Genomic DNA, 20,351 nt, shown 5'->3' on the forward strand with positions numbered 1-20,351 from the left:
TCGACGAACCAGAAATCCGAGTAATAGTTTATGACAATTTCAATCATCCTGTTTATGAATAATTGTTGGATTTTGAGGAAAAACGGAATTTGGCGTGAAAACCGCACAGATCGAAAAATGAAAGGGCAATTACGCCAATAAAGCGGACAGAATGCAGGGAAATGCCCGCCAGGGTTTCACTCTGACGGGCAGAAAATCAGGCTTTATGACGATTATCAGGCAGGAATATGGTCAACATACCCAGTAAAGGCAGGAAAGCACAGATTTTATAGACTTCTTCAATGCTGGTGTGATCGGCAACCACCCCAAGCACCGCGGCTCCAAGGCCACCCATGCCAAAAGCGAAACCGAAGAAAAGGCCGGAAACCATGCCAATTCGGCCCGGTAACAGCTCCTGGGCGTACACTAAAATGGCGGAAAACGCGGAGGCGAGGATAAATCCAATGATCACCGTCAGAATCCCTGTCCATTCGAGTGATGCGTACGGTAAAACGAGAGTGAACGGCGCAACACCCAGGATAGAGCCCCAAATAACATATTTACGGCCAATCTTATCGCCAACAGGCCCACCAATTACGGTGCCAGCGGCTACTGCAAACAGGAAGGCGAACAAGTGAATCTGCGCATTCTGTACCGATAAGCCAAATTTATGCATCAGATAAAAGGTGTAATAGCTGCTGATGCTCGCCATATAGAAATATTTCGAGAAAATCAGCATTAACAACACGCAAACCGCCAGAATGACTTTGTTGCGCGGTAGCGGATTGACTATCGCCGCTTTGGGCTTGCCCTTGTTCATTCGGTGCTGCGCGGCATACCAACGGCTGATTTGCGCCAGCACCACGATGGCGAGCAGGGCCGCCAGCACAAACCACGCCACGTTACCTTTACCGTATGGTGCAATAATCATTGCCGCCAGCAACGGTCCTAAGGAACTGCCAAAGTTGCCGCCAACCTGGAACAGCGATTGCGCCAGACCATGACGGCCACCGGAAGCCATTCGTGCCACGCGAGAGGATTCTGGGTGGAACACCGAAGACCCCGTTCCGACCAGCGCTGCCGCCAGCACAACGGCTTCAAAACTGCCTGCCATCGCCAGCAAAATCAGACCGCTCATGGTGAAACACATGCCAATCGGCAGCGACCACGGCATCGGGTGTTTGTCCGTCCAGTAACCGACCACCGGCTGGAGCAGCGAGGAGGTGAGCTGGAAGGTCAGGGTGATCATCCCGATCTGGACAAATGTCAGGGAAAACTCAGATTGCAGCAGCGGATAAATCGCCAGGATCAGCGACTGGATCATGTCATTCAGCAGGTGAGACAGACTGATGGCGCCGAGAATGCGAAATGAGGTTTTGGCTTTTTGCTGCGGCGACGACGTGCCGGGCAGTGTTGGACTGGTTTCACTGATTGCCATAGAAAATTCACTGTAGTTAGGGTTTAGCGACGTTGGGGATTTTATGGTCTGTAATCATTATCAGACTAAGATAACGGGCTCAGGCGTTTGAAGAAAGTCTCAATTCTGAAAACATATTTGTCTAAGCTTGTGACTCACTGTAATTTCGGCAGGTGAAATTTATTCAGGGAGAGAGTCATGACATTGTTGAAACGTGGCGTGGTGCTGGCGATGCTGGCAGCGGGCCTGTTGAGTAGCCTGCAAGCCAACGCTTATGAGCAGGATAAAACGTATAAAATTACCCTCCTGCACACCAACGATCACCACGGGCATTTTTGGCGTAGCGAGTACGGCGAATATGGCCTGGCTGCGCAGAAAACGCTGGTGGATGGCATTCGCAAAGAAGTGGCGTCGGAAGGGGGCAGCGTGCTGCTGCTTTCTGGTGGCGACATCAATACCGGCGTGCCGGAATCCGATTTACAGGATGCGGAACCTGATTTCCGCGGCATGAACCTGGTGGGCTACGATGCGATGGCCGTTGGCAACCACGAGTTTGACAATCCGCTCAGCGTGATTCGCCAGCAGGAAAAATGGGCCAAGTTCCCGTTCCTGTCGGCCAACATCTACCAGAAAAGCACTGGCGAGCGCCTCTTCAAACCGTGGCAGCTGTTTGATCGTCAGGGGCTTAAAATTGCAGTTATCGGTTTAACGACCGATGACACGGCCAAAATTGGCAACCCGGAAAACTTTACCGATATCGAATTCCGTAAACCTGCCGAAGAAGCGAAGCTGGTGATTCAGGAACTGCAGCAGACGCAGAAGCCCGACATCATTCTGGCGGCTACCCACATGGGTCACTACGATAACGGCAATCACGGTTCCAATGCGCCGGGCGATGTGGAACTGGCTCGCAGCCTGCCTGCTGGGGCCTTGACCATGATTGTGGGTGGTCACTCACAAGATCCGGTTTGCATGGCTTCCGAGAATAAAAAGCAGGTCGATTATGTGCCTGGCACGCCTTGCGCGCCGGACAAGCAAAACGGTATCTGGATTGTGCAGGCTCATGAATGGGGCAAATATGTCGGCCGCGCGGATTTTGAATTCCGCAACGGCGAGATGAAACTGGTGCATTACCAGCTCATTCCGGTGAATCTGAAGAAGAAAGTGACCTGGGACAACGGGCAAAGCGAGCGTGTACTTTACACCCCGCAAATCCCGGAGAACCCGCAAATGCTGTCGCTGCTGACGCCGTTCCACAATAAAGGCAAGGCACAGCTCGACGTAAAAGTGGGTGAAGTGAATGGGCACCTGGAAGGCGATCGCAGCAAAGTGCGTTTCGTGCAAACCAACATGGGGCACCTGATCCTCGCGGCACAGATGGCGCGCACCACAGCTGATTTTGGCGTCATGAGCGGCGGCGGCATTCGCGATTCTATCGAAGCGGGCAAAATCACCTACAAAGACGTGCTCAAGGTGCAGCCGTTTGGCAACGTGGTAGTTTATGTGGATATGACGGGCAAAGAAGTGACGGACTATCTGACCGCCGTGGCGCAGATGAAGCCGGATTCAGGAGCTTATCCGCAGTTCGCGAATGTCAGCTTCGTGGCGAAAGGCGGGCAGCTCACTGAGTTGAAAATCAAAGGCGAGCCTGTCGACCCGGCGAAAAACTACCGTATGGCGACGCTGAGCTTTAACGCCACCGGCGGCGACGGCTATCCGCACATCGACACCAAACCGGGCTATGTGAACACCGGGTTCATTGATGCGGAAGTGCTGAAGCAGTATATCGAGCAGAACTCACCGTTGGATGTGAATGCTTACGAACCGAAAGGGGAAGTGAGCTGGCAGTAACGTTTTACCCTCACCCTAACCCTCTCCCTAAAAGGGAGAGGGGATCAGGCCGGAGCTGGTTTTCTCCCTCGCCGCTTTGGGCGAGGGGATCAGGCCGGAGTTGATTTTCTCCCTCGCCGCTTTGGGCGAGGGGATCAGGCCGGAGTTGATTTTCTCCCTCGCCGCTTTTGGCGAGGGGAGCGGGCCGGAGTTGATTTTCTCCCTCGCCCCTTTGGGGAGAGGGTCGGGGTGAGGGGAAATAAACGACACGAAACCTAATCCCGTCGCGCAATATCCGCAAACGTCGCATCCAGCATTTTCGCAAGGCTCTCTGCCGTCAGCTCAATATCCAGACCGCGTTTACCGCCGGACACATAAATAGTCTCAAACGTTTGGGCAGGTGCATCGATAAGCGTCGGCAGGCGTTTTTTCTGCCCTAATGGGCTGATGCCCCCCACCAGATAGCCGGTGGTTCGCTGGGCGATCATCGGGTCAGCCATATCGACTTTTTTGGCTCCCAGCGCTTTTGCGACCTTCTTCAAATCAAGCTGTGTAGCGACTGGCGTTACCGCTACGGCCAGGTGTTTCATATCCCCGTTAACCGCCACCAGCAGGGTTTTGTAAACCTGATCGGCATTGAGTCCCAGTTTACGCACTACCTCATCGCCAAAGTTGGTTTCATTCGGATCGTGATCGTAGCTGTGAACCTTAAACGGGATCTTGTTTTTTTCGAGTAACTTAACGGCGGGCGTCATAACCATCCTTCTTACAACCGGAGTGAACAGCCGTCAGGATACGCCTGACGGCTGTCGAAAAAATAGTACCATCTTGCGCAATAGTGTTGGCAGTGATGGTTACTTTGAGCGACAATCGAAAGATCCGAAGTGCGAACTTCGGGATAATAATAATGATGAAATACCTCTTTGACGGGCCAATAGAAATATTGGCCATTTTTTTATTTCCGCGCCGCGCTCAGCATCGAAGGCAGGTTTCCTTCTCCGTACAAATGCAGGGCGCCCACCGCCACAACGTAGCGCCCCGGCGGCAGGGAAAGCAGACGATCCCGCCATGCCAGATTGCGCTGGTGCATTAAGACGTCATACAGCTCATGGCTGAAGGTATTTGGCAGCGAAGGGGTTTCACCCGGCGGCTGCTCCAGCCACCAGCCGATCATCACCTGCAACAGACGTGCATTGGTATGCCAGTGCGTCAGCGTGTCTTCCAGCAGCGACAGCCCCTGATCGGGTAAGTTGCGCAACAGGTCAATCTGGCTTTGCGCCCCTTCCAGTTCAATGATCTTCCTGTGAGCTTCACGTGCGCAATGCAGCAGCTGGTAATCAATCCCATAATCAGGGCGAAGGCCCAGTTTCTGCGCCTGCGTCGCCTGAAGCACCATCGCGATTTGCCATAAAGGTTGGCTGTCGAACAGCGCCAGCGAGAGGCCCAGCTCATCGGTCAGCTGTTCCAGCTGTTGATAGCTTGAGGGCGATAAGCGTTCGCTCAGCGGTGGACAGGGGGGCAGATCACGAAAGGGTGTTTCCGTGCCGGTAATGTCGGCTTCGACGATCACCGCATCGGCCTGTTGGATCAGGGCTGTCAGCCTGGGCGGCAGCGGCGACATATCGCGAGTGCCCATGTGAATGCTGCCCACCAGATGCAACTGCTGTCCGCTAGCGAGCGTGATGTCCAGACCGGGCCAGCGATAGCGTTTCCCGGACAAGGCGCGTAATAAAGATTTTATTCGTTGAAACAGACCCATACGCGCTCCCTAAAATCAAAGGTCCATGCTAGCGCGTCGGGGATCGGGGCTCAACGTCTAAATAGGGGACTGGCCCTTAACAAGCTCTGCTAAGGGCCAGTACGCCATCAGGCTTTCGGTTTGAAGCGCAGCAAGCGGTTGGCGTTGCTCACCACGGTGATGGACGAAAGTGCCATCGCCGCCCCGGCAACTACCGGGTTTAACAACGTCCCGGTGAGCGGCCACAGGATCCCGGCGGCAATCGGAATACCCAGCGAGTTGTAAACAAACGCGCCCAGCAGGTTCTGCTTCATGTTCCGCAGCGTGGCCCGGGAAATCGCCAGCGCATCGGCAACGCCAGTCAGGCTGTGGCGCATCAGCGTGATGGCTGCCGTTTCGATAGCCACGTCGCTGCCGCCGCCCATCGCAATCCCGACTTCCGCTTGTGCCAGCGCAGGCGCATCGTTGATGCCGTCGCCCACCATCGCCACTTTGCGGCCTTCTGCCTGCAATTTTTTGATGGCTTCGGCTTTGCCGTCTGGCAGCACTCCGGCGATCACTTCGTCGATACCCGCTTCTTTGGCAATGGCGTTGGCGGTAGTCGGGTTATCCCCCGTCAGCATCACCAGGCGATAACCTTCGCGATGCAGGCGTTGCAGCGCTTCTACGCTGTCACTGCGCAGCGGATCCCGGATGGCAAACAGAGCCGCGATTTGCCCGTCGATAGCCAGTAATACCGGCGTTGCGCCTTGCTCTGCCTGCGCCTGAATTTCAGCTTCACAGGCTGTGGTCATCACGTTTTGCTCGTTTAACAGAGCCTGATTTCCCAGCAGCAGCGCACGGCCTTCCGCTTCACCGCTGACGCCTAACCCGCGTAACGTGCGGAAGTTGTTCACTTGCGGCAGCACAGTTTCACCGGCTTTCTCAATAATGGCTCGGGCCAGCGGATGGCTTGAACCCTGCTCAAGAGCCGCTGCAAAACGCAGTGCCTCGGCTGCGTCCACCGTGGCGAAGGTTTTCACGGCCACCACCTGCGGTTTTCCTTCCGTCAGCGTTCCGGTTTTATCAAACACCAGAGTGTCGAGTTCACTGGCACGTTGCAGTGCATCGGCATCACGTACCAGCACGCCGTATTCTGCGGCACGCCCGACACCCGCGATAATCGACATCGGCGTCGCCAGACCCAGCGCACAAGGGCAGGCAATAATCAGCACCGTGGTGGCGATCACCAGGGTGTAAACAATCTGCGGTGCCGGGCCGAAGAAATACCAGATGGCGGCGCTGATAAGCGCGATGGCGACAACCACAGGAACAAACACCGCTGAGATGCGATCCGCCAGTTGGCCGATTTCCGGTTTGCTGCTTTGCGCCTGGCGAACCATGCGGATAATACGCGACAGCGTGGTGTGACTGCCGACAGCGCTGGCACGGAACAGCACGCTGCCGTCCTGCACCACGGTGCCCGCATGAATCGCTGCGCCGTCTGTTTTTTGCTGCGGCACGGGTTCGCCGGTCAGCATGGCTTCATCAAACCAGCCTTCACCCTGGGTAATTTCGCCGTCGACCGGCACCCGATCGCCAGTCGTCAGGCGTAACGTCATGCCCGGCTGAACATCGGCCAGCGGCACGGATTTCTCGCCTTGTTCTGTCACCACTCGTGCGGTTGGCGGCGTGAGGTCGAGCAGTTTTTCCAGCGCTTTCGAAGAACGCTGGCGTGCGCGCGCTTCCAGCATGTGGCCGAGGTTAATCAGACCAATGATCATCGCGCTGGCTTCGTAATAGAGGTGGCGAGCTTCCATCGGGAACCATTGCGGCCACAGGTTGACGCTCATCGAATAGAGCCACGCCACGCCAGTGCCCAACGCCACTAAAGTGTCCATCGTCGCGGTGCCGTTTTTCAGGCTCTTCCACGCGCTGGCATAAAAATGACCGCCCGCAAAGACCATCACCCCGAGGGTGATAAGGCCAATCGTCAGCCACAGGGAGCGATTGGCTTCGGTGACCATCATGTTGTCGCCGAACATGCCCCAGACCATCACTGGCACACCGACCAGCAGGGCGACAATCGCCTGCCAGCGGAAGCGTTTCATGGTGACGATGGCGGTTTCCTGCTGGCGTTCACGGCGTTCTTGATCGTCTTCAATCGCTTCTGCGCCGTAGCCTGCTTTTTCCACCGCCTGCACTAAATTTGCGGCGGACGCACTGCCCATCACCAGCGCCGTGCGTTCCGCCAGATTCACCCGTGCCTGCGTCACGCCCGGTACCGCAGCAAGCGCGTTTTGTACCCGGGACACACAGCTGGCGCAGCTCATACCGTTGATCAGCAGCTGTTGGCTGTCATCAATGTCATCGGCTGCCGGAAGCGCTGAGGGGGCCGCTGTCAGTGCTTCCGACGGGGTTGATGACTCTGTCAGCGGGTTAGCCTTTGGGTGGCTGAGCTCCGCCCCGTATCCAGCTTGTTTAATGGTTTCAATCAGCGCTTCGGCGCTGGCGCTGCCGGTGACATGCGCTTCAGTGATCGTCACGTCAGCCTGGTCAACGTCAGGGCGTTGTTCAAGGCTCTCTTTTACGCGTTTGACGCAGTGGCCGCAGGAGAGGCCGTCCAGCGTCAGGTCGATGGTGGTAGACATCATTCCTCCAAATTTAACAATCGCTGGCTATTGACCAGCAGGTGACTTCTTTCTACTGTTAGTCAGGATAAACCTTCCATTAAGGGAAAGGTCAAGGGGGGAATATGAACATCAGTGATGTTGCGAAAAAAACCGGTTTGACCAGCAAAGCGATTCGTTTCTATGAAGAGAAAGGGCTGGTGACGCCGCCCTTACGTAGCGATAACGGCTACCGCACCTACTCGCAAAAGCATCTTGATGAGTTGACGCTGCTGCGCCAGGCACGCCAGGTGGGGTTTAATCTGGAAGAGTGCGGCGAGCTGGTGAACTTGTTCAACGATCCCGCTCGCCACAGTGCGGATGTGAAAGCGCGAACCTTGCAGAAAGTGGCGGATATTGAACGTCACATTGAAGAGCTGCAGGGAATGCGTAAGCAATTAATCACGCTCGCCGAAGCCTGCCCGGGAGATGACAGCGCCGACTGCCCGATTATCGATAATCTTTCCGGCTGCTGTCATCGTAAGGCCTGATCAGTGAGGGCGCACCTTTAAGGTGATCCCTTCCACGGCAATGACTTCCACGCGCGTGCCTGCTGGAAAATCTTCTTCGGCGGCGACGGGCCACGAGCTGTCACCCACTTTGACATGGCCTCGCCCGTTGTTTAGCGCCGCTTCAAGCGTAAACACTTTGCCCACCAATTGCTGCCCACGCTGATTTAGCTGACTGTCGGCGCGGGACTGTTGCTTCACGCGATTAGCCAGCCAACGCCACCACAGCCAGGCGGCCAGCAGCGTCAGGACGGCAAAAATCACCCCTTGCCACTCCCAGCCAAGCGGCAGAAGCCACACCAGCAAGCCGGTGATGATACCCGCCACGCCGCTCCACAGCAGATACCCGTTCCCGCCCAACATTTCCGCCGCCAGCAGCAAACCACCGAGGCTTAGCCAGAAGATGTGCGGGTGTGTGAGAAGGGTGTCCATCATCTGTTTTTCCGCTCAGTGGCGCTGTCTTTCATCAATTCGGCAATCCCGGCGATAGACCCCATCAGGCTGCTGGCATCCAGCGGCATCATCACCACTTTACTGTTGCTGGAGGAGCCAATCTGCTGCAGCGCATCGGTGTATTTCTGCGCCACGAAGTAGTTCACCGCCTGAATGTCACCGGCAGCGATCGCTTCGGACACCATTTGCGTAGCACGAGCTTCTGCTTCCGCAGAACGTTCACGGGCTTCCGCCTGCAGAAACGCTGACTGACGCTCACCTTCCGCTTTGAGGATCTTGGACTGTTTTTCCCCTTCCGCTTTGACGATTTCGGCCTGACGAATCCCCTCGGCTTCAAGGATATAAGCACGCTTGGTACGTTCGGCTTTCATCTGGGCATTCATCGCATCGATAAGTTCGGCTGGCGGGCGAACATCACGGATTTCGATACGGGTGATTTTGATCCCCCAGGGATTGGTGGCTTCATCCACGATGTGCAGCAGGCGAGTGTTGATGCTGTCTCGCTGAGAGAGCATTTCATCGAGCTCCATCGAGCCCAGTACGGTACGGATGTTGGTCATGGTCAGGTTGATGATCGCCAGCTCAAGATTGCTGACCTCATAGGCCGCTTTCGGGGCATCGATAACCTGAATAAAGCACACCGCATCAATCGCCACGTTGGCGTTGTCTTTGGAAATGACTTCCTGTGAAGGGATGTCGAGGACCTGTTCCATCATATTGATCTTACGCCCAATACGGTCCATAAACGGCACCACCAGGCTCAGCCCTGGCTGCAGGGTGTTGGTGTAGCGGCCGAAGCGTTCTACCGTCCATTGATAGCCCTGCGGCACAATTTTGACGCCTGCACCAACAATCACCAGCGCGACAAAGATTAAGACGGGAATAAAGATGAGCATGAAAACCTCCTGTTTTTTTGCCTGATAGCCAACAGCCTTCGTCAGCCCGAGAACAGAAAGTATAACTTTTATCCTTCTCAGCGCGAAGTGCGCAGGCGTACAATAATGGGGAATAAGCGTAATAAATGGGAAAACAATGAAGGAATTATTGCAGGTCAGCCAACTGGGATTTATGTCTGGTGAAACTCCCCTCCTGAATAATATCAATCTGCGGTTGTGTGAAGGACAATTTACGCTGATTACAGGGCCTTCCGGCTGCGGAAAAAGTACCTTACTTAAGATCATTGCCTCGCTGCTCAGCCCAACGTCCGGCAGCATTCATTTTTGTGGGGAAGATATCCTGCAACTTTCTCCTGAAGCCTATCGCCAGCAGGTTTCTTACTGCGCACAAACCCCTGCGCTGTTTGGCGAGACGGTTTATGACAACCTCATTTTCCCGTGGCAAATACGGGATAAACGTCCGGAACCGGAACATTTGCTGGCGGATTTGGCGCGTTTTAATCTGCCAGAAGACACGCTGCAAAAATCCATTCATTCGCTGTCTGGTGGTGAAAAGCAGCGAATATCGCTGATTCGCAATCTGCAATTCTTACCGAAAGTGTTATTGCTTGACGAAATGACCAGCGCACTCGACGAGAGTAATAAGCATAACGTGAATGAGATTATTCATCGCTATGTGAAGGAGCAGAACGTCGGCGTGTTGTGGGTCACTCATGATAAAGACGAAATAAGCCACGCCGATGACGTTATTACCCTGAAACCGCAGGCGGGTGGAATGGAGGAGCACGCAGATGGGCGAGCATAATATTTCCAACGAATCACTGGCGTTATCGATGCTGCTAGTGCTGGTGGCGATTATTGTCAGCTATCGGGAAAAACTGGCGCTGGAGAAAGACATCATCTGGAGTATCTGCCGGGCCGTTATCCAGTTGGTGATTGTCGGCTACGTGCTGAAAACGATTTTTAACGTCAATAACGCCTTGCTGACCCTGCTGATGGTGCTGTTTATCTGTTTCAATGCGGCGTGGAATGCGCAAAAACGCAGTAAATACATCAGTCAGGCGTTTGTTTCGTCGTTTATGGCTATCACCACTGGGGCAGGGCTGACGCTGGCGGTATTGGTTTTCTCAGGGGCGATTACTTTCACCCCAATGCAGGTGATTCCTATTGCAGGGATGATCGCTGGCAACGCGATGATTGCGGTGGGGCTGTGCTACAACAACCTTGGGCAGCGCTTCAACAGTGAACAGCAGCAAATTCAGGAGAAGTTGAGTCTGGGCGCAACGCCGAAAATGGCGTCTGAACGTTTGATTCGCGAGAGCATTCGCGCGTCGCTGATCCCAACGGTGGATTCGGCCAAAACGGTAGGATTAGTCAGTTTACCGGGCATGATGTCAGGCCTGATTTTTGCCGGAATCGACCCGGTGAAGGCCATTAAATACCAGATTATGGTGACGTTTATGCTGCTCTCAACCGCGAGCCTGTCGACCATCATTGCCTGCTATCTGACGTACCGGAAGTTCTATAACTCGCGCCACCAGCTGGTGGTGAAGCAGTTGAAAACGCCGGGCGGCTGATGCCTTACCCGGCCTGTTTACGTTATCGTAGGCCCGTGCAAGCGAAGCGCCGCCGGGCATTCAGCAAAGGGGTTAGTAAAGCAGAGAATAAAGCTGACGGCGGTACTTCGAGGCCAAAGCGTCGCCGGTGCCGAGTGCTGCAAGAATTTCCTGCATCATCTTGCGTGCCTGGCCGTCTGCTGCGCCCAAATCTTTCTTCAAATGGCTAAACAGCAATTCCAGCGCTTCTTCGTTACGCCCCACTTGATGCAGTTGCAGCGAGAGCTGGGAAGCCAGCGCAGCATCTTCTGGATTGGCGGCCACTTGCTGCTGTAATTGCTGAATTTCTGGGGTATCAGCGGCTTGTTTCAGCAACTCGATTTGCGCGACCAGCCCTTGATAGCGGGTATCCTGATCCTGCAACGGCACGGTTTTCAGCGTCGCTTCGGCGTCTTCAGAACGGTGTAGCGCGATTTGAGTTTCTGCCAGCAGCAGGCCAATCTGGCTGTCCTGACTGGACAACTGCCAGGCGTCTTTCAGCAGCGGCAACGCTTCGTCGTGTTTACCTTCCTGCATCAGGGCCATCGCCTGCTGAGCTTTTAACTCTTCTTCACGCGGCAGTACTTTGTCGAGCAGGGCCCGCACCACTTCTTCCGGCTGCGGGCCCTGGAAGCCGTCAACCGGCTGACCGTTCTGGAACAGATAAACGGTTGGAATGGCGCGCAGACCAAACTGTGAGGCGATCATTTGCTCGGCGTCGCAGTCCAGTTTGGCGAGGATAAACTGCCCGTTGTACTGTGCCGCCAGGCTTTCCAGCATCGGGGTTAACTGTTCGCAATGCTGGCTACGAGGAGACCAGAAGTAAAACAACACCGGCGTGGTGACCGACTGCTCCAGCGTCGGGTGCAGGTTAGCTTCGGTAATGTTAACGATGTACTGTGCAGTCATGAGGCACTCTCTATAGTCGAATTCAGAGGATATCTCTGTTACATGGGGGCTTTAGCCACAGCTTCAACTCAGCCCTGTAAAATTTTGTCCATCATCCGGCCGGGTAACAGGCGCTTGAGCAGCATCACCGCATGGGTGACCAGCGTCACCGGATAGCGCATTTTGGGCTTATCACTGGTAAAAGCATGGCGCACTTTGTCCACTACGGCTTCCGGCCCCAGCGTGAAACGTGCGGCAATGCCTGGGTTTTCTACTGGCTTATCGGCCTGAGACTGATTGACGTTTTCCGTAAAGCGGGTGCGAATTGGGCCCGGTTCAATCAGGCTGACTTTGATGCCGCTGTAGCGTAATTCCATGCGCAATGCGTCGGACCACGCTTCCAGCGCATATTTACTGGCGGCATAAGCCCCGCGGCCTGGGGTGGAAATCAGCCCCATCACCGACGATGTCATCACAATGCGGCCTTCGCCGTGCGGTTCCATGGCGGGCAGCAGGCGCATGGTTAACTGGTGTGTACCAAAGAAGTTAGTGGAGAATTGTTGCTCTACCTGCGCACGACTCAGCGTGCTTAATGGGCCGTACAGCCCGTATCCGGCGTTGTTGAAAATGCCGAACAGGCGGTTCCCGGTGAGGGCGATAATGTCATCGGCGGCACGATCGACGCTGTCAGGCGAATCCAGATCGAGAACGATCCCGACCAGCCCCAATTCTGCCATGCGCGCCACGTCTTCTGGCTTACGGCAAGCGGCCAGTACGCGAAAACCCTGGCGTTTCAGTTCCAGCGCACTTTCCAGCCCGATTCCGCTGGAACATCCTGTTATTAAGACCGTTTTTTGCATAACTTTACCTGAAGACCACTCGCGACTCTCAGGAGTCGTGTTTAACTAAGGGAGCCAGACGTGTCGCCATCCAGTCGGCAATAAACGGCTGGGCGTCACGGTTGGGGTGAATACCATCATCCTGCATCCACTGCGGTTTCAGATAGACCTCTTCCATAAAAAACGGCAACAGAGGAATAGCGAACTCGCTGGCAAGCTTCGGATATATCGCGCTAAACGCCTCATTATACCGACGGCCATAGTTTGCAGGCAGACGAATTTGCATCAGCAAGGGTTTGGCGTGGGCGGCTTTGACCTGAGTAAGGATCGTGCGCAGGGTGGCTTCAGTTTGCTGCGGCTGGAACCCGCGCAGGCCGTCATTGCCACCCAGTTCAACCAGCACCCATTTGGGCTGGTGTTGTTTCAGCAGGACGGGTAAGCGCGACAGCCCTTGCTGCGAGGTGTCACCGCTAATACTGGCGTTGACAACCTCCGTCTTCGGCTGCCACTTTTCATTCAGCAGCGCAGGCCATGCGGCCGTGGCCGCCATCCGATAGCCCGCACTCAGGCTGTCACCCAGAATCAGCAGCGTGTCGGCAGCCGCGGCGCGGAAGCTTAACAGAATCAGAAACAGGAAAGGCAAATGCCAGCGGAAAACATACTTGAAGTTCATCATCTTAAGAAATCCGTCGGTCAGGGTGAGCAGGAGCTTTCCATCCTTACCGGAGTTGAGCTGCTTGTCAAACGGGGGGAGACACTCGCGCTGGTGGGCGAATCGGGCTCCGGGAAATCGACGCTGTTGGCCATTCTTGCGGGTTTGGATGATGGCAGCAGCGGTGAAGTGAATCTGATGGGTAAGCCACTGCATAAGCTTGATGAGGAGGCTCGGGCGGCTTTACGCGCACGGCATGTCGGCTTTGTTTTCCAGTCATTCATGCTTATCCCAACGCTGAATGCGCTGGAAAACGTCGAGCTTCCTGCGTTGCTGCGTGGGGAAAGCGACAGCCAGGGGCGCACTCACGCCAAAGCGCTGTTAGACCAGCTTGGCCTGGGCAAGCGTCTGCATCACCTTCCGGCACAACTTTCCGGTGGCGAACAGCAGCGAGTGGCGCTGGCTCGTGCGTTTAACGGTCGGCCTGATTTGCTGTTTGCCGATGAGCCAACAGGCAATCTCGACAGACAAACCGGGGATCGCATTGCTGACTTACTGTTCTCCCTTAACCGCGAACATGGCACCACGCTGGTGCTGGTGACGCATGACCCGGAACTGGCAGCACGCTGCGACAGACGTCTGCGTCTGGTTAACGGTCAGTTGAGGGAAGAATCATGATTGCCCGCTGGTTCTGGCGAGAGTGGCGGTCGCCCTCGCTGCTGATTGTCTGGCTGGCGTTGAGCCTGGCGGTGGCGTGCGTGCTGGCGCTCGGCAATATCAGCGACAGAATGGAAAAAGGATTAAGCCAGCAAAGCCGTGAATTTATGGCGGGCGACAGAGCCCTGCGTAGCGCGCGGGAAGTGCCCGCCGCCTGGCTGGATAAAGCCCGGGAATCAGGCCTGAAAGTGGGCGAGCAGCTCAATTTTGCTACCATGACCTTTGCAGGCGATACCCCGCAGCTTGCCGATGTAAAAGCGGTAGACGATGTTTATCCGATGTACGGCGAGCTGGATACGCGTCCTCCAGGCCTGAAGCCGCAGGCGGGCAGCGTGTTGTTAGCGCCGCGCTTAATGGCGCTGTTGAACCTGAAAGTCGGTGATTCTATCGATGTGGGTGATGCGACACTCAAGATAGCCGGGGAAGTGATTCAGGAGCCAGATTCAGGATTTAACCCTTTCCAGATGGCACCACGGCTGATGATGAATGTCGCCGATGTGGCGAAAACAGGCGCGGTTCAGCCTGGAAGCCGCGTGAGCTGGCGCTATAAATTTGGCGGCACGCCGCAGCAAATAGCCGCATATGAATCGTGGTTGTTGCCGCAGCTCAAACCCGATCAGCGCTGGATTGGCCTTGAACAGGATGAAGGCGCGCTCGGCAAATCTCTCGAACGCTCACAGCAATTCTTGCTGCTTTCCGCTTTGCTGACTTTGCTTCTGGCTGTGGCTGCCGTCGCCGTGGCGATGGGGCATTACTGCCGCAGCCGTTACGATCTGGTGGCCATCCTGAAAACGCTTGGCGCCGGGCGAGCGCAGCTGCGAAAACTGATCCTCGGGCAGTGGGCGATGCTGCTGGCGTTGTCGCTGATCACCGGTGGCGCGATGGGATTGGTGTTCGAGAAAGTCCTGATGGTGCTGCTAAAACCTGTGCTGCCTGCCGCGCTGCCGCCAGCCAGTTTGTGGCCGTGGCTATGGGCTACCGGCGCGATGGTGGTGATTTCGCTGCTGGTGGGCCTTCGTCCGTGGCGATTGCTGCTGGCAACCCAACCGTTACGCGTGCTGCGGCGTGATGCGGTGGCGGATGTCTGGCCGCTGAAGTTTTACATCCCCGCGATTGTGGTGGTCGTGGTGCTGCTTCTGGCCTGGTTGATGGGCGGCTCAATGCTGCTTTGGTCGGTGCTGGCTGGGGCCGTCGTGCTGGCCGTGCTGTGCGGCATTGTTGGCTGGCTGTTGCTTAATGGCCTGAAGCGATTGACGCTGAAGTCTCTGCCGCTGCGTCTGGCGGTGAGTCGTTTGCTGCGCCAGCCGTGGTCGACGCTCAGTCAACTGGCGGCGTTTTCGCTGTCATTCATGCTGCTGGCGCTGCTTTTGGTGCTGCGTGGCGATCTGCTGGACAGATGGCAACAACAACTGCCGCCCGAAAGTCCGAACTATTTTCTCATCAACATAGCGCCGGAGCAGGTGGGGCAAGTGAAGGGGTTCCTGGCTGAGCATCAGGTTATTCCTTCGGCGTTTTACCCCATTGTTCGCGCACGTCTGACAGAGATTAACGGCAAATCCACCGATGGCAGCGCTGACGAATCCTTGAACCGAGAACTGAATCTGACCTGGCAAAACCAGCTGGATCATAACGAGGTGACAGCCGGGAACTGGCCGCCGAAAACGGGCGAGGTCTCGATAGAAGAGGGGCTGGCGAAACGGCTGAATATTGCGCTGGGCGACAGTGTGACCTTTACCGGCGACACGCAGGCGTTCAGCGCCAAAGTAACCAGCCTGCGCAAAGTGGACTGGGAAAGCCTGCGGCCCAATTTCTTCTTCATCTTCCCGCAAGGGGCGCTGGACGGGCAACCGCAAAGCTGGCTGACCAGTTTCCGCTGGGATAATGGCACGACGTTGCTGACCCAACTGAACCGTGAATTCCCGACCGTCAGCCTGCTGGATATCGGTGCGATCCTCAAACAAGTTAGCCAGGTGTTGGGGCAGGTCAGCCGCGCGCTGGAGGTCATGGTGGTGCTGGTCACAGCCTGTGGCGTGTTGCTGTTGTTGGCGCAGGTGCAGGTCGGCATGCGGCAACGCCATCAGGAGCTGGTGGTGTGGCGCACGCTGGGTGCAGGCAAATCGCTGTTGCGAACCACGCTGTGGGCTGAATTTGCGCTGCTTGGCTTTGTCTCCGGGCTGGTCGCCGCGATAGGGGCGGAAACGGCGCTGGCAGTATTGCAGACCAAAGTCTTTGACTTCCCCTGGGAACCAGACTGGCGGCTGTGGGTGACCTTACCGGTGTGCGGTGCAGTGCTACTTTCCCTTTGTGGTGGCTGGCTGGGCGTTCGGCTGCTTAAAGGCAAAGCGTTATTCCGTCAGTTCAGCGTATAGTTTTTTTTGGTCATCAATTAAAGCTGGCCAATATGCCTAATGACGACGAATATCTGCCGGGCAACGGCCTGCGCGACGATTTCTGATACAGGAAGGCGGCGAAATCGCCGCCCTTCTTTAGGCTGAGAGCCAGGCCGCAACCTCATCATAATTCCCGCGAAACACAATTTTCTGTGCTTTTTTACTGAGCTGATAGCTGTACATCGGATCGTAATATTCAATCAGCAAGGGCTTGAGCCAACTGAAATGCGATTCGGTCGATCCTGTACGCTGCTGCTCAACCAACGCGGTATCCAGTTTGTCCGTCAGTTCCGCAAAGCGCTGTAACCCCAGACGGCGGCGAATGGCGAACAAGCCCTGGTGCAGATAATCACTGTATTCCTGCCAGCCTTTTTCTTCGCCAAAAGCCTGCAAGAACGCCTGATGCATCGTCGTGAAGTACTCTTCCCGAAGGCGCTCTAGCCGAACGTCAAACGGATCTTCCACCACCACAATTGGCGATTGCGCCATCCTTTCGCGCAGACATTCTGGCAGGTGATTGGCACCAATCATGTGGCCTTCATCTTCCAGCACCCAGCGTTCACTCTCAGTACGTAACAATTCAACAGCCAGCGCATTTTCAAAACTTGCCTGCGAAAGTTGCGGTTGCAGGGTTCGGCCAAATGAAGAGCCGCGATGATGTGCGAGGCCTTCGAGATCAACACCCGAAGCGTGCGCCTTCACCAGTAGCGTTTTGCCATTACCTGTGCAACCGCCAACCAGCACAATGGGCTTTTTGACCTTCTCCTCGGTGAGGCTTATCGTTGCTTGCCTCAGGGATTTATACCCGCCGACAATCAGCGGAACATCAAGCCCTGCTTCGTGCAGCCACTGCTGAGAGATATGCGATCGCTGGCCGCCACGGGCGCAGCAAAGAAAAGCGGTTGGGTGATGCTGAAATGCCTCTAGCCAGGCGTCAATACGCTGCTGGCGAAGCTCACCGCCAACCAGTGAATGGCCGAGTTTTAGCGCAGCTTCTGCCCCATGGCGTTTGTAGCAGGTACCAACGGACGCGCGCTCATCGTCATTCATGAGCGGCAGGTTGATGGCTGTAGGCACGGCACCTTGCTGAAACTCAACGGGCGCGCGTACATCGATGATGGGCGTTCCGGCACGCAGAATGGCGCGGAAGTCTGTCCCATTGTTCATGAAAAAATCCTTCTCAGATGGCATAGGGGGATTCTACGCGCATCGCGGAAGGATACTTTGATTTTTCACTGCAACGACGAGGAAAAGGGCTGCCAGAAGCCTTCGACCTCCGCTTTACGTTGAAGGAACAGCTCAACAATATCCTGCACGGCTTTTCCGGTATTGCCTTTTTGCCAGGCCAGACTCAGCGGTGAAGGCGGGCGCATCACTGGAATGGTCATACTGACCAACAAGCCTGCCTCAATTAACGGTCGACACAGGGGTTCAGGCAAAAAACCGACGCCAACGCCTGCGAGGTGAGCCGCAATTTTGGTTTCCATGTCCGGCACGACAATCTCTTTTTGCCCCGGCAGCAACCAGGCAACACGCCGGGTTAGCTTCACGGCGCTGTCTTTGATATTGACTGCCGGATAGCGCCGCAACTGGGCATCGGAAAGGGGTAAAGATTGCTGGCTGAGCGGGTGATTTGGAGCCATCACGAACAGCCAGTTGACCTCGCCGAGCGGGGCCAGCGCCACGCTGTCGGACAACGATTCATTCCCCGTCACGCCAATGGCCAGGGAAAAATCATCGTGCAGCAGAGTGTCCCACACGCCCATATAAATCTGGCGCGAAAAGTGAAACTGCGTAAAAGGATAGCGCTCGGTCAGCCAGGCCAGCAGCGTGGCAATGGCCTGCGGGGAATACATCAGGTTGTTCACCACGATATTGACCTGTCGCTCAACGCCATCGTTGATTTGGCGAAGCTCGCCCTGCATGCCGTCTATCCAGCCTAGCCATTCCCTCGCCTGGCTTAAGAGATGCCGTCCTGCGGGGGTCAGGGAAACGCTGCGGGTGGTTCTGATCAGCAAAGGAACGCCCACATTGTCCTCGAGCAGTTTTATGCGGTAGCTGATGGTGGCGGTGGTCTTAAACAGCTTTTCCGCTGCGCGTGAAAAATTCCCCGTTTCGGCAATGCAAACAAAGGTGCGTAAGGTATCAGGATCTAACATGAGCTTTCCCCTCTGTGGAGGCGTTAATTTTCTTGTTGGCTGATTTAAAAGTATTTTTTCATAATGGCCATGTTAATAATGTGGCCTTCATCTGTTTTTGGAAAAATATTCCAACTTTGGTATTGATGTTCCGATTCGATGGTTCTAAATTAGCCAACAGAAACGCTACGGCGGTGAAAGGCCGGGCAAAACGGATTGAGATAACAAGGAAAAGGCGATGAAACTTGAAGTGTTACCGCTGTCGCGTGAAGCGTTCCGTCCGTATGGCGATGTCATCGAAACCGACGGGCAGGATTTTTTCCACATTAACGAGGGAAAGGTCCAACGTTTCCACGATCTGGCGCTGGTCGAGGTGCTGGAACAGCCCCGAACGCTTATCAGCATCAATAAAGCCCAGCCGGCAGCGTTGCCCATTATTGTCACCGAACTGGAACGTCATCCGCTGGGAACCCAGGCTTTTATCCCGCTAGGCGGAGAAGCCTTTGTGGTGGTTGTGGCGCTGGGCGGTGACACACCCGATGAAACCACACTGCGTGCCTTTATCAGTAACGGCAAGCAGGGCGTGAATTATCACCGCAATGTCTGGCATCATCCGCTGTTTGCCTGGCAGAGCGTGACAGACTTTTTGACCGTCGATCGCGGCGGCCAGGACAACTGCGATGTGGCGAAAGTAGGACCCAAAGAGCTGCACTTTGCATGAACTGAACGTGACCCGGTGGATTATCTTGCATAAGATGTCGGTGTTTTCAGACAACTGATGCCCGCTTTCAGGGTGGAGATAATCGAAGCATGACTGAAGTTAAACGGCGTGGCAGGCCGAGCCAGGCAGAGCCCGCGGCGCAAAAGGGCGCACAGGCGCTGGAGCGCGGTATCGCTATCCTGCAGTACCTGGAAAAAAGCGGTGGCAGCTCGTCGGTCAGCGATATTTCATCGAATCTGGACTTGCCGTTATCAACGACTTTTCGCTTGCTGAAAGTGCTGGAAAGCGCTGATTTCGTCAACCAGGACAGCCAGTTAGGCTGGTGGCACATCGGGCTAGGGGCGTTTAATGTGGGCGCGGCTTACATCCACAATCGCGATGTCCTGTCAGTTGCCGCCCCGTTTATGCGCCGTCTGATGCTGATGTCAGGTGAAACCGTGAATGTGGCGATTCGCAACGGCAATGAAGCCGTGCTGATAGGGCAGCAAGAGTGTAAATCGATGGTCAGGATGTGCGCGCCGCTGGGTAGCAGGCTGCCGCTTCATGCCTCTGGCGCAGGAAAGGCGTTGCTGTTTCCCTTGTCAGAAGAAGAGTTGATGGACGCTATCCTGAAAACGGGCCTGCAACGTTTTACGCCCACCACAATAGTGGATTTGCCGGAACTGCAGGCAAGCCTGAAGCAGGCGAAAGAACGGGGTTACGTTATCGATCTGGAAGAGCATGTGGCAGGGCTTAACTGTCTTGCTGCGGCCATTTACGATGATGTGGGCACCGTGGTTGCGGCTATCTCCATCTCTGGCCCGGCATCAAGACTGACGCCGGAACGCTTCACCAGCCAGGGCGAATTAGTGCGTGATACCGCAAGAGATATCAGCCTGGCGTTGGGCCAGAAAGCGCCAGCCCAGTAACCGTAAGACCCCGCTCTCTGGAGCGGGATTTTT

The 20,351-nt window shown here is 55.5% G+C and carries 20 protein-coding genes; 8 read left to right on the top strand and 12 right to left on the bottom strand.

Going from position 1 to position 20,351, the window contains the following annotated elements; translation table 11 throughout:
• Positions 1–196 precede the first annotated feature (196 nt).
• Complete coding sequence (locus ACLW56_RS07545; RefSeq protein ID WP_330983174.1) at positions 197–1,417, bottom strand: MFS transporter; 1,221 nt, start codon at positions 1,415–1,417, stop codon at positions 197–199.
• A gap of 177 nt (positions 1,418–1,594) precedes the next feature.
• Between ACLW56_RS07545 and ushA the strand changes: the two genes are divergently transcribed.
• The gene (gene ushA / locus ACLW56_RS07550) at positions 1,595–3,247 is read left to right on the top strand and encodes a bifunctional UDP-sugar hydrolase/5'-nucleotidase UshA (RefSeq protein ID WP_330983175.1); all 1,653 of its coding nucleotides are present in this window, start codon (positions 1,595–1,597) and stop codon (positions 3,245–3,247) included.
• Positions 3,248–3,501: 254 nt separating this feature from the next.
• Here ushA and ybaK read toward each other — a convergent pair whose 3' ends face one another.
• The 4 genes from ybaK to copA form a co-directional block, all read right to left on the bottom strand.
• Positions 3,502–3,981: a Cys-tRNA(Pro)/Cys-tRNA(Cys) deacylase YbaK gene (gene ybaK, locus ACLW56_RS07555; protein ID WP_330983176.1), complete on the bottom strand. Its 480-nt coding sequence runs from the start codon at positions 3,979–3,981 to the stop codon at positions 3,502–3,504.
• Positions 3,965–4,177 carry a hypothetical protein gene (locus ACLW56_RS07560; protein ID WP_330983177.1) on the bottom strand — a complete coding sequence of 71 codons (213 nt, stop codon included), beginning with the start codon at positions 4,175–4,177 and terminating at the stop codon, positions 3,965–3,967. The genes ybaK and ACLW56_RS07560 overlap by 17 nt, the downstream gene beginning before the upstream one ends.
• Positions 4,178–4,181: 4 nt before the next feature.
• The gene (locus tag ACLW56_RS07565; protein ID WP_330983178.1) at positions 4,182–4,985 is read right to left on the bottom strand and encodes a TraB/GumN family protein; all 804 of its coding nucleotides are present in this window, start codon (positions 4,983–4,985) and stop codon (positions 4,182–4,184) included.
• 107 nt (positions 4,986–5,092) lie between these two features.
• Positions 5,093–7,594: a copper-exporting P-type ATPase CopA gene (gene copA / locus ACLW56_RS07570; protein WP_330983179.1), complete on the bottom strand. Its 2,502-nt coding sequence runs from the start codon at positions 7,592–7,594 to the stop codon at positions 5,093–5,095.
• A 104-nt stretch (positions 7,595–7,698) separates the two neighbouring features.
• On the opposite strand from copA, the gene cueR reads away from it, so the two are divergent.
• The gene (cueR, locus tag ACLW56_RS07575; protein ID WP_330983180.1) at positions 7,699–8,103 is read left to right on the top strand and encodes a Cu(I)-responsive transcriptional regulator; all 405 of its coding nucleotides are present in this window, start codon (positions 7,699–7,701) and stop codon (positions 8,101–8,103) included.
• On the opposite strand, the gene ACLW56_RS07580 is transcribed toward cueR, so the two are convergent.
• Together ACLW56_RS07580 and ACLW56_RS07585 are read right to left on the bottom strand one after the other, a co-directional pair.
• The gene (locus tag ACLW56_RS07580; RefSeq protein ID WP_330983181.1) at positions 8,104–8,556 is read right to left on the bottom strand and encodes an NfeD family protein; all 453 of its coding nucleotides are present in this window, start codon (positions 8,554–8,556) and stop codon (positions 8,104–8,106) included.
• Positions 8,553–9,470 (bottom strand): SPFH domain-containing protein, encoded by a 918-nt coding sequence (locus ACLW56_RS07585; protein WP_330983182.1) that lies wholly within the window; start codon positions 9,468–9,470, stop codon positions 8,553–8,555. The genes ACLW56_RS07580 and ACLW56_RS07585 overlap by 4 nt, the downstream gene beginning before the upstream one ends.
• 136 nt (positions 9,471–9,606) lie before the next feature.
• Here ACLW56_RS07585 and fetA point away from each other — a divergent pair, with 136 nt between their 5' ends.
• Positions 9,607–10,275 (top strand): iron efflux ABC transporter ATP-binding subunit FetA, encoded by a 669-nt coding sequence (fetA, locus tag ACLW56_RS07590; protein ID WP_330983183.1) that lies wholly within the window; start codon positions 9,607–9,609, stop codon positions 10,273–10,275.
• On the top strand, positions 10,262–11,047 hold the full coding sequence (gene fetB, locus ACLW56_RS07595) for an iron efflux ABC transporter permease subunit FetB (protein WP_330983184.1): 786 nt from the start codon (positions 10,262–10,264) through the stop codon (positions 11,045–11,047). The genes fetA and fetB overlap by 14 nt, the downstream gene beginning before the upstream one ends.
• A gap of 72 nt (positions 11,048–11,119) precedes the next feature.
• Here the strand turns inward: fetB and ACLW56_RS07600 are convergent, their stop codons facing one another.
• The 3 genes from ACLW56_RS07600 to tesA form a co-directional block, all read right to left on the bottom strand.
• Positions 11,120–11,974, bottom strand: coding sequence for a co-chaperone YbbN (locus ACLW56_RS07600; RefSeq protein WP_330983185.1), 855 nt, complete (start codon positions 11,972–11,974; stop codon positions 11,120–11,122).
• A gap of 68 nt (positions 11,975–12,042) precedes the next feature.
• A complete protein-coding gene (locus ACLW56_RS07605) occupies positions 12,043–12,813 on the bottom strand; it encodes an SDR family oxidoreductase (protein WP_330983186.1) in 771 nt (256 codons plus the stop codon).
• A 28-nt stretch (positions 12,814–12,841) separates the two neighbouring features.
• A complete protein-coding gene (gene tesA / locus ACLW56_RS07610; protein WP_330983187.1) occupies positions 12,842–13,468 on the bottom strand; it encodes a multifunctional acyl-CoA thioesterase I/protease I/lysophospholipase L1 in 627 nt (208 codons plus the stop codon).
• On the opposite strand from tesA, the gene ybbA reads away from it, so the two are divergent.
• Positions 13,436–14,122, top strand: a complete 687-nt coding sequence (gene ybbA, locus ACLW56_RS07615; protein ID WP_330983188.1) for a putative ABC transporter ATP-binding protein YbbA — start codon at positions 13,436–13,438, stop codon at positions 14,120–14,122. The two genes, tesA and ybbA, sit on opposite strands and share 33 nt — an antisense overlap.
• Positions 14,119–16,530, top strand: coding sequence for a putative ABC transporter permease subunit YbbP (gene ybbP / locus ACLW56_RS07620; protein ID WP_330983189.1), 2,412 nt, complete (start codon positions 14,119–14,121; stop codon positions 16,528–16,530). Before ybbA ends, ybbP begins: the two co-directional genes overlap by 4 nt.
• A 117-nt stretch (positions 16,531–16,647) precedes the next feature.
• Here ybbP and mnmH read toward each other — a convergent pair whose 3' ends face one another.
• Both mnmH and allS read right to left on the bottom strand, forming a co-directional pair.
• Positions 16,648–17,718, bottom strand: a complete 1,071-nt coding sequence (gene mnmH, locus ACLW56_RS07625; protein ID WP_330983190.1) for a tRNA 2-selenouridine(34) synthase MnmH — start codon at positions 17,716–17,718, stop codon at positions 16,648–16,650.
• 65 nt (positions 17,719–17,783) lie between these two features.
• Positions 17,784–18,710, bottom strand: coding sequence for an HTH-type transcriptional activator AllS (gene allS, locus ACLW56_RS07630; protein ID WP_330983191.1), 927 nt, complete (start codon positions 18,708–18,710; stop codon positions 17,784–17,786).
• A gap of 217 nt (positions 18,711–18,927) precedes the next feature.
• Between allS and allA the strand changes: the two genes are divergently transcribed.
• Both allA and allR read left to right on the top strand, forming a co-directional pair.
• Entirely contained in the window at positions 18,928–19,410 is a 483-nt protein-coding gene (allA, locus tag ACLW56_RS07635) for an ureidoglycolate lyase (RefSeq protein WP_330983192.1), read from the top strand.
• A gap of 89 nt (positions 19,411–19,499) precedes the next feature.
• On the top strand, positions 19,500–20,318 hold the full coding sequence (gene allR / locus ACLW56_RS07640) for an HTH-type transcriptional repressor AllR (protein WP_330983193.1): 819 nt from the start codon (positions 19,500–19,502) through the stop codon (positions 20,316–20,318).
• Positions 20,319–20,351 lie beyond the last annotated feature (33 nt).

The organism is Pantoea sp. sgz302252 (genome assembly GCF_047713085.1).
Taxonomy (GTDB): Bacteria; Pseudomonadota; Gammaproteobacteria; order Enterobacterales; family Enterobacteriaceae; genus Scandinavium.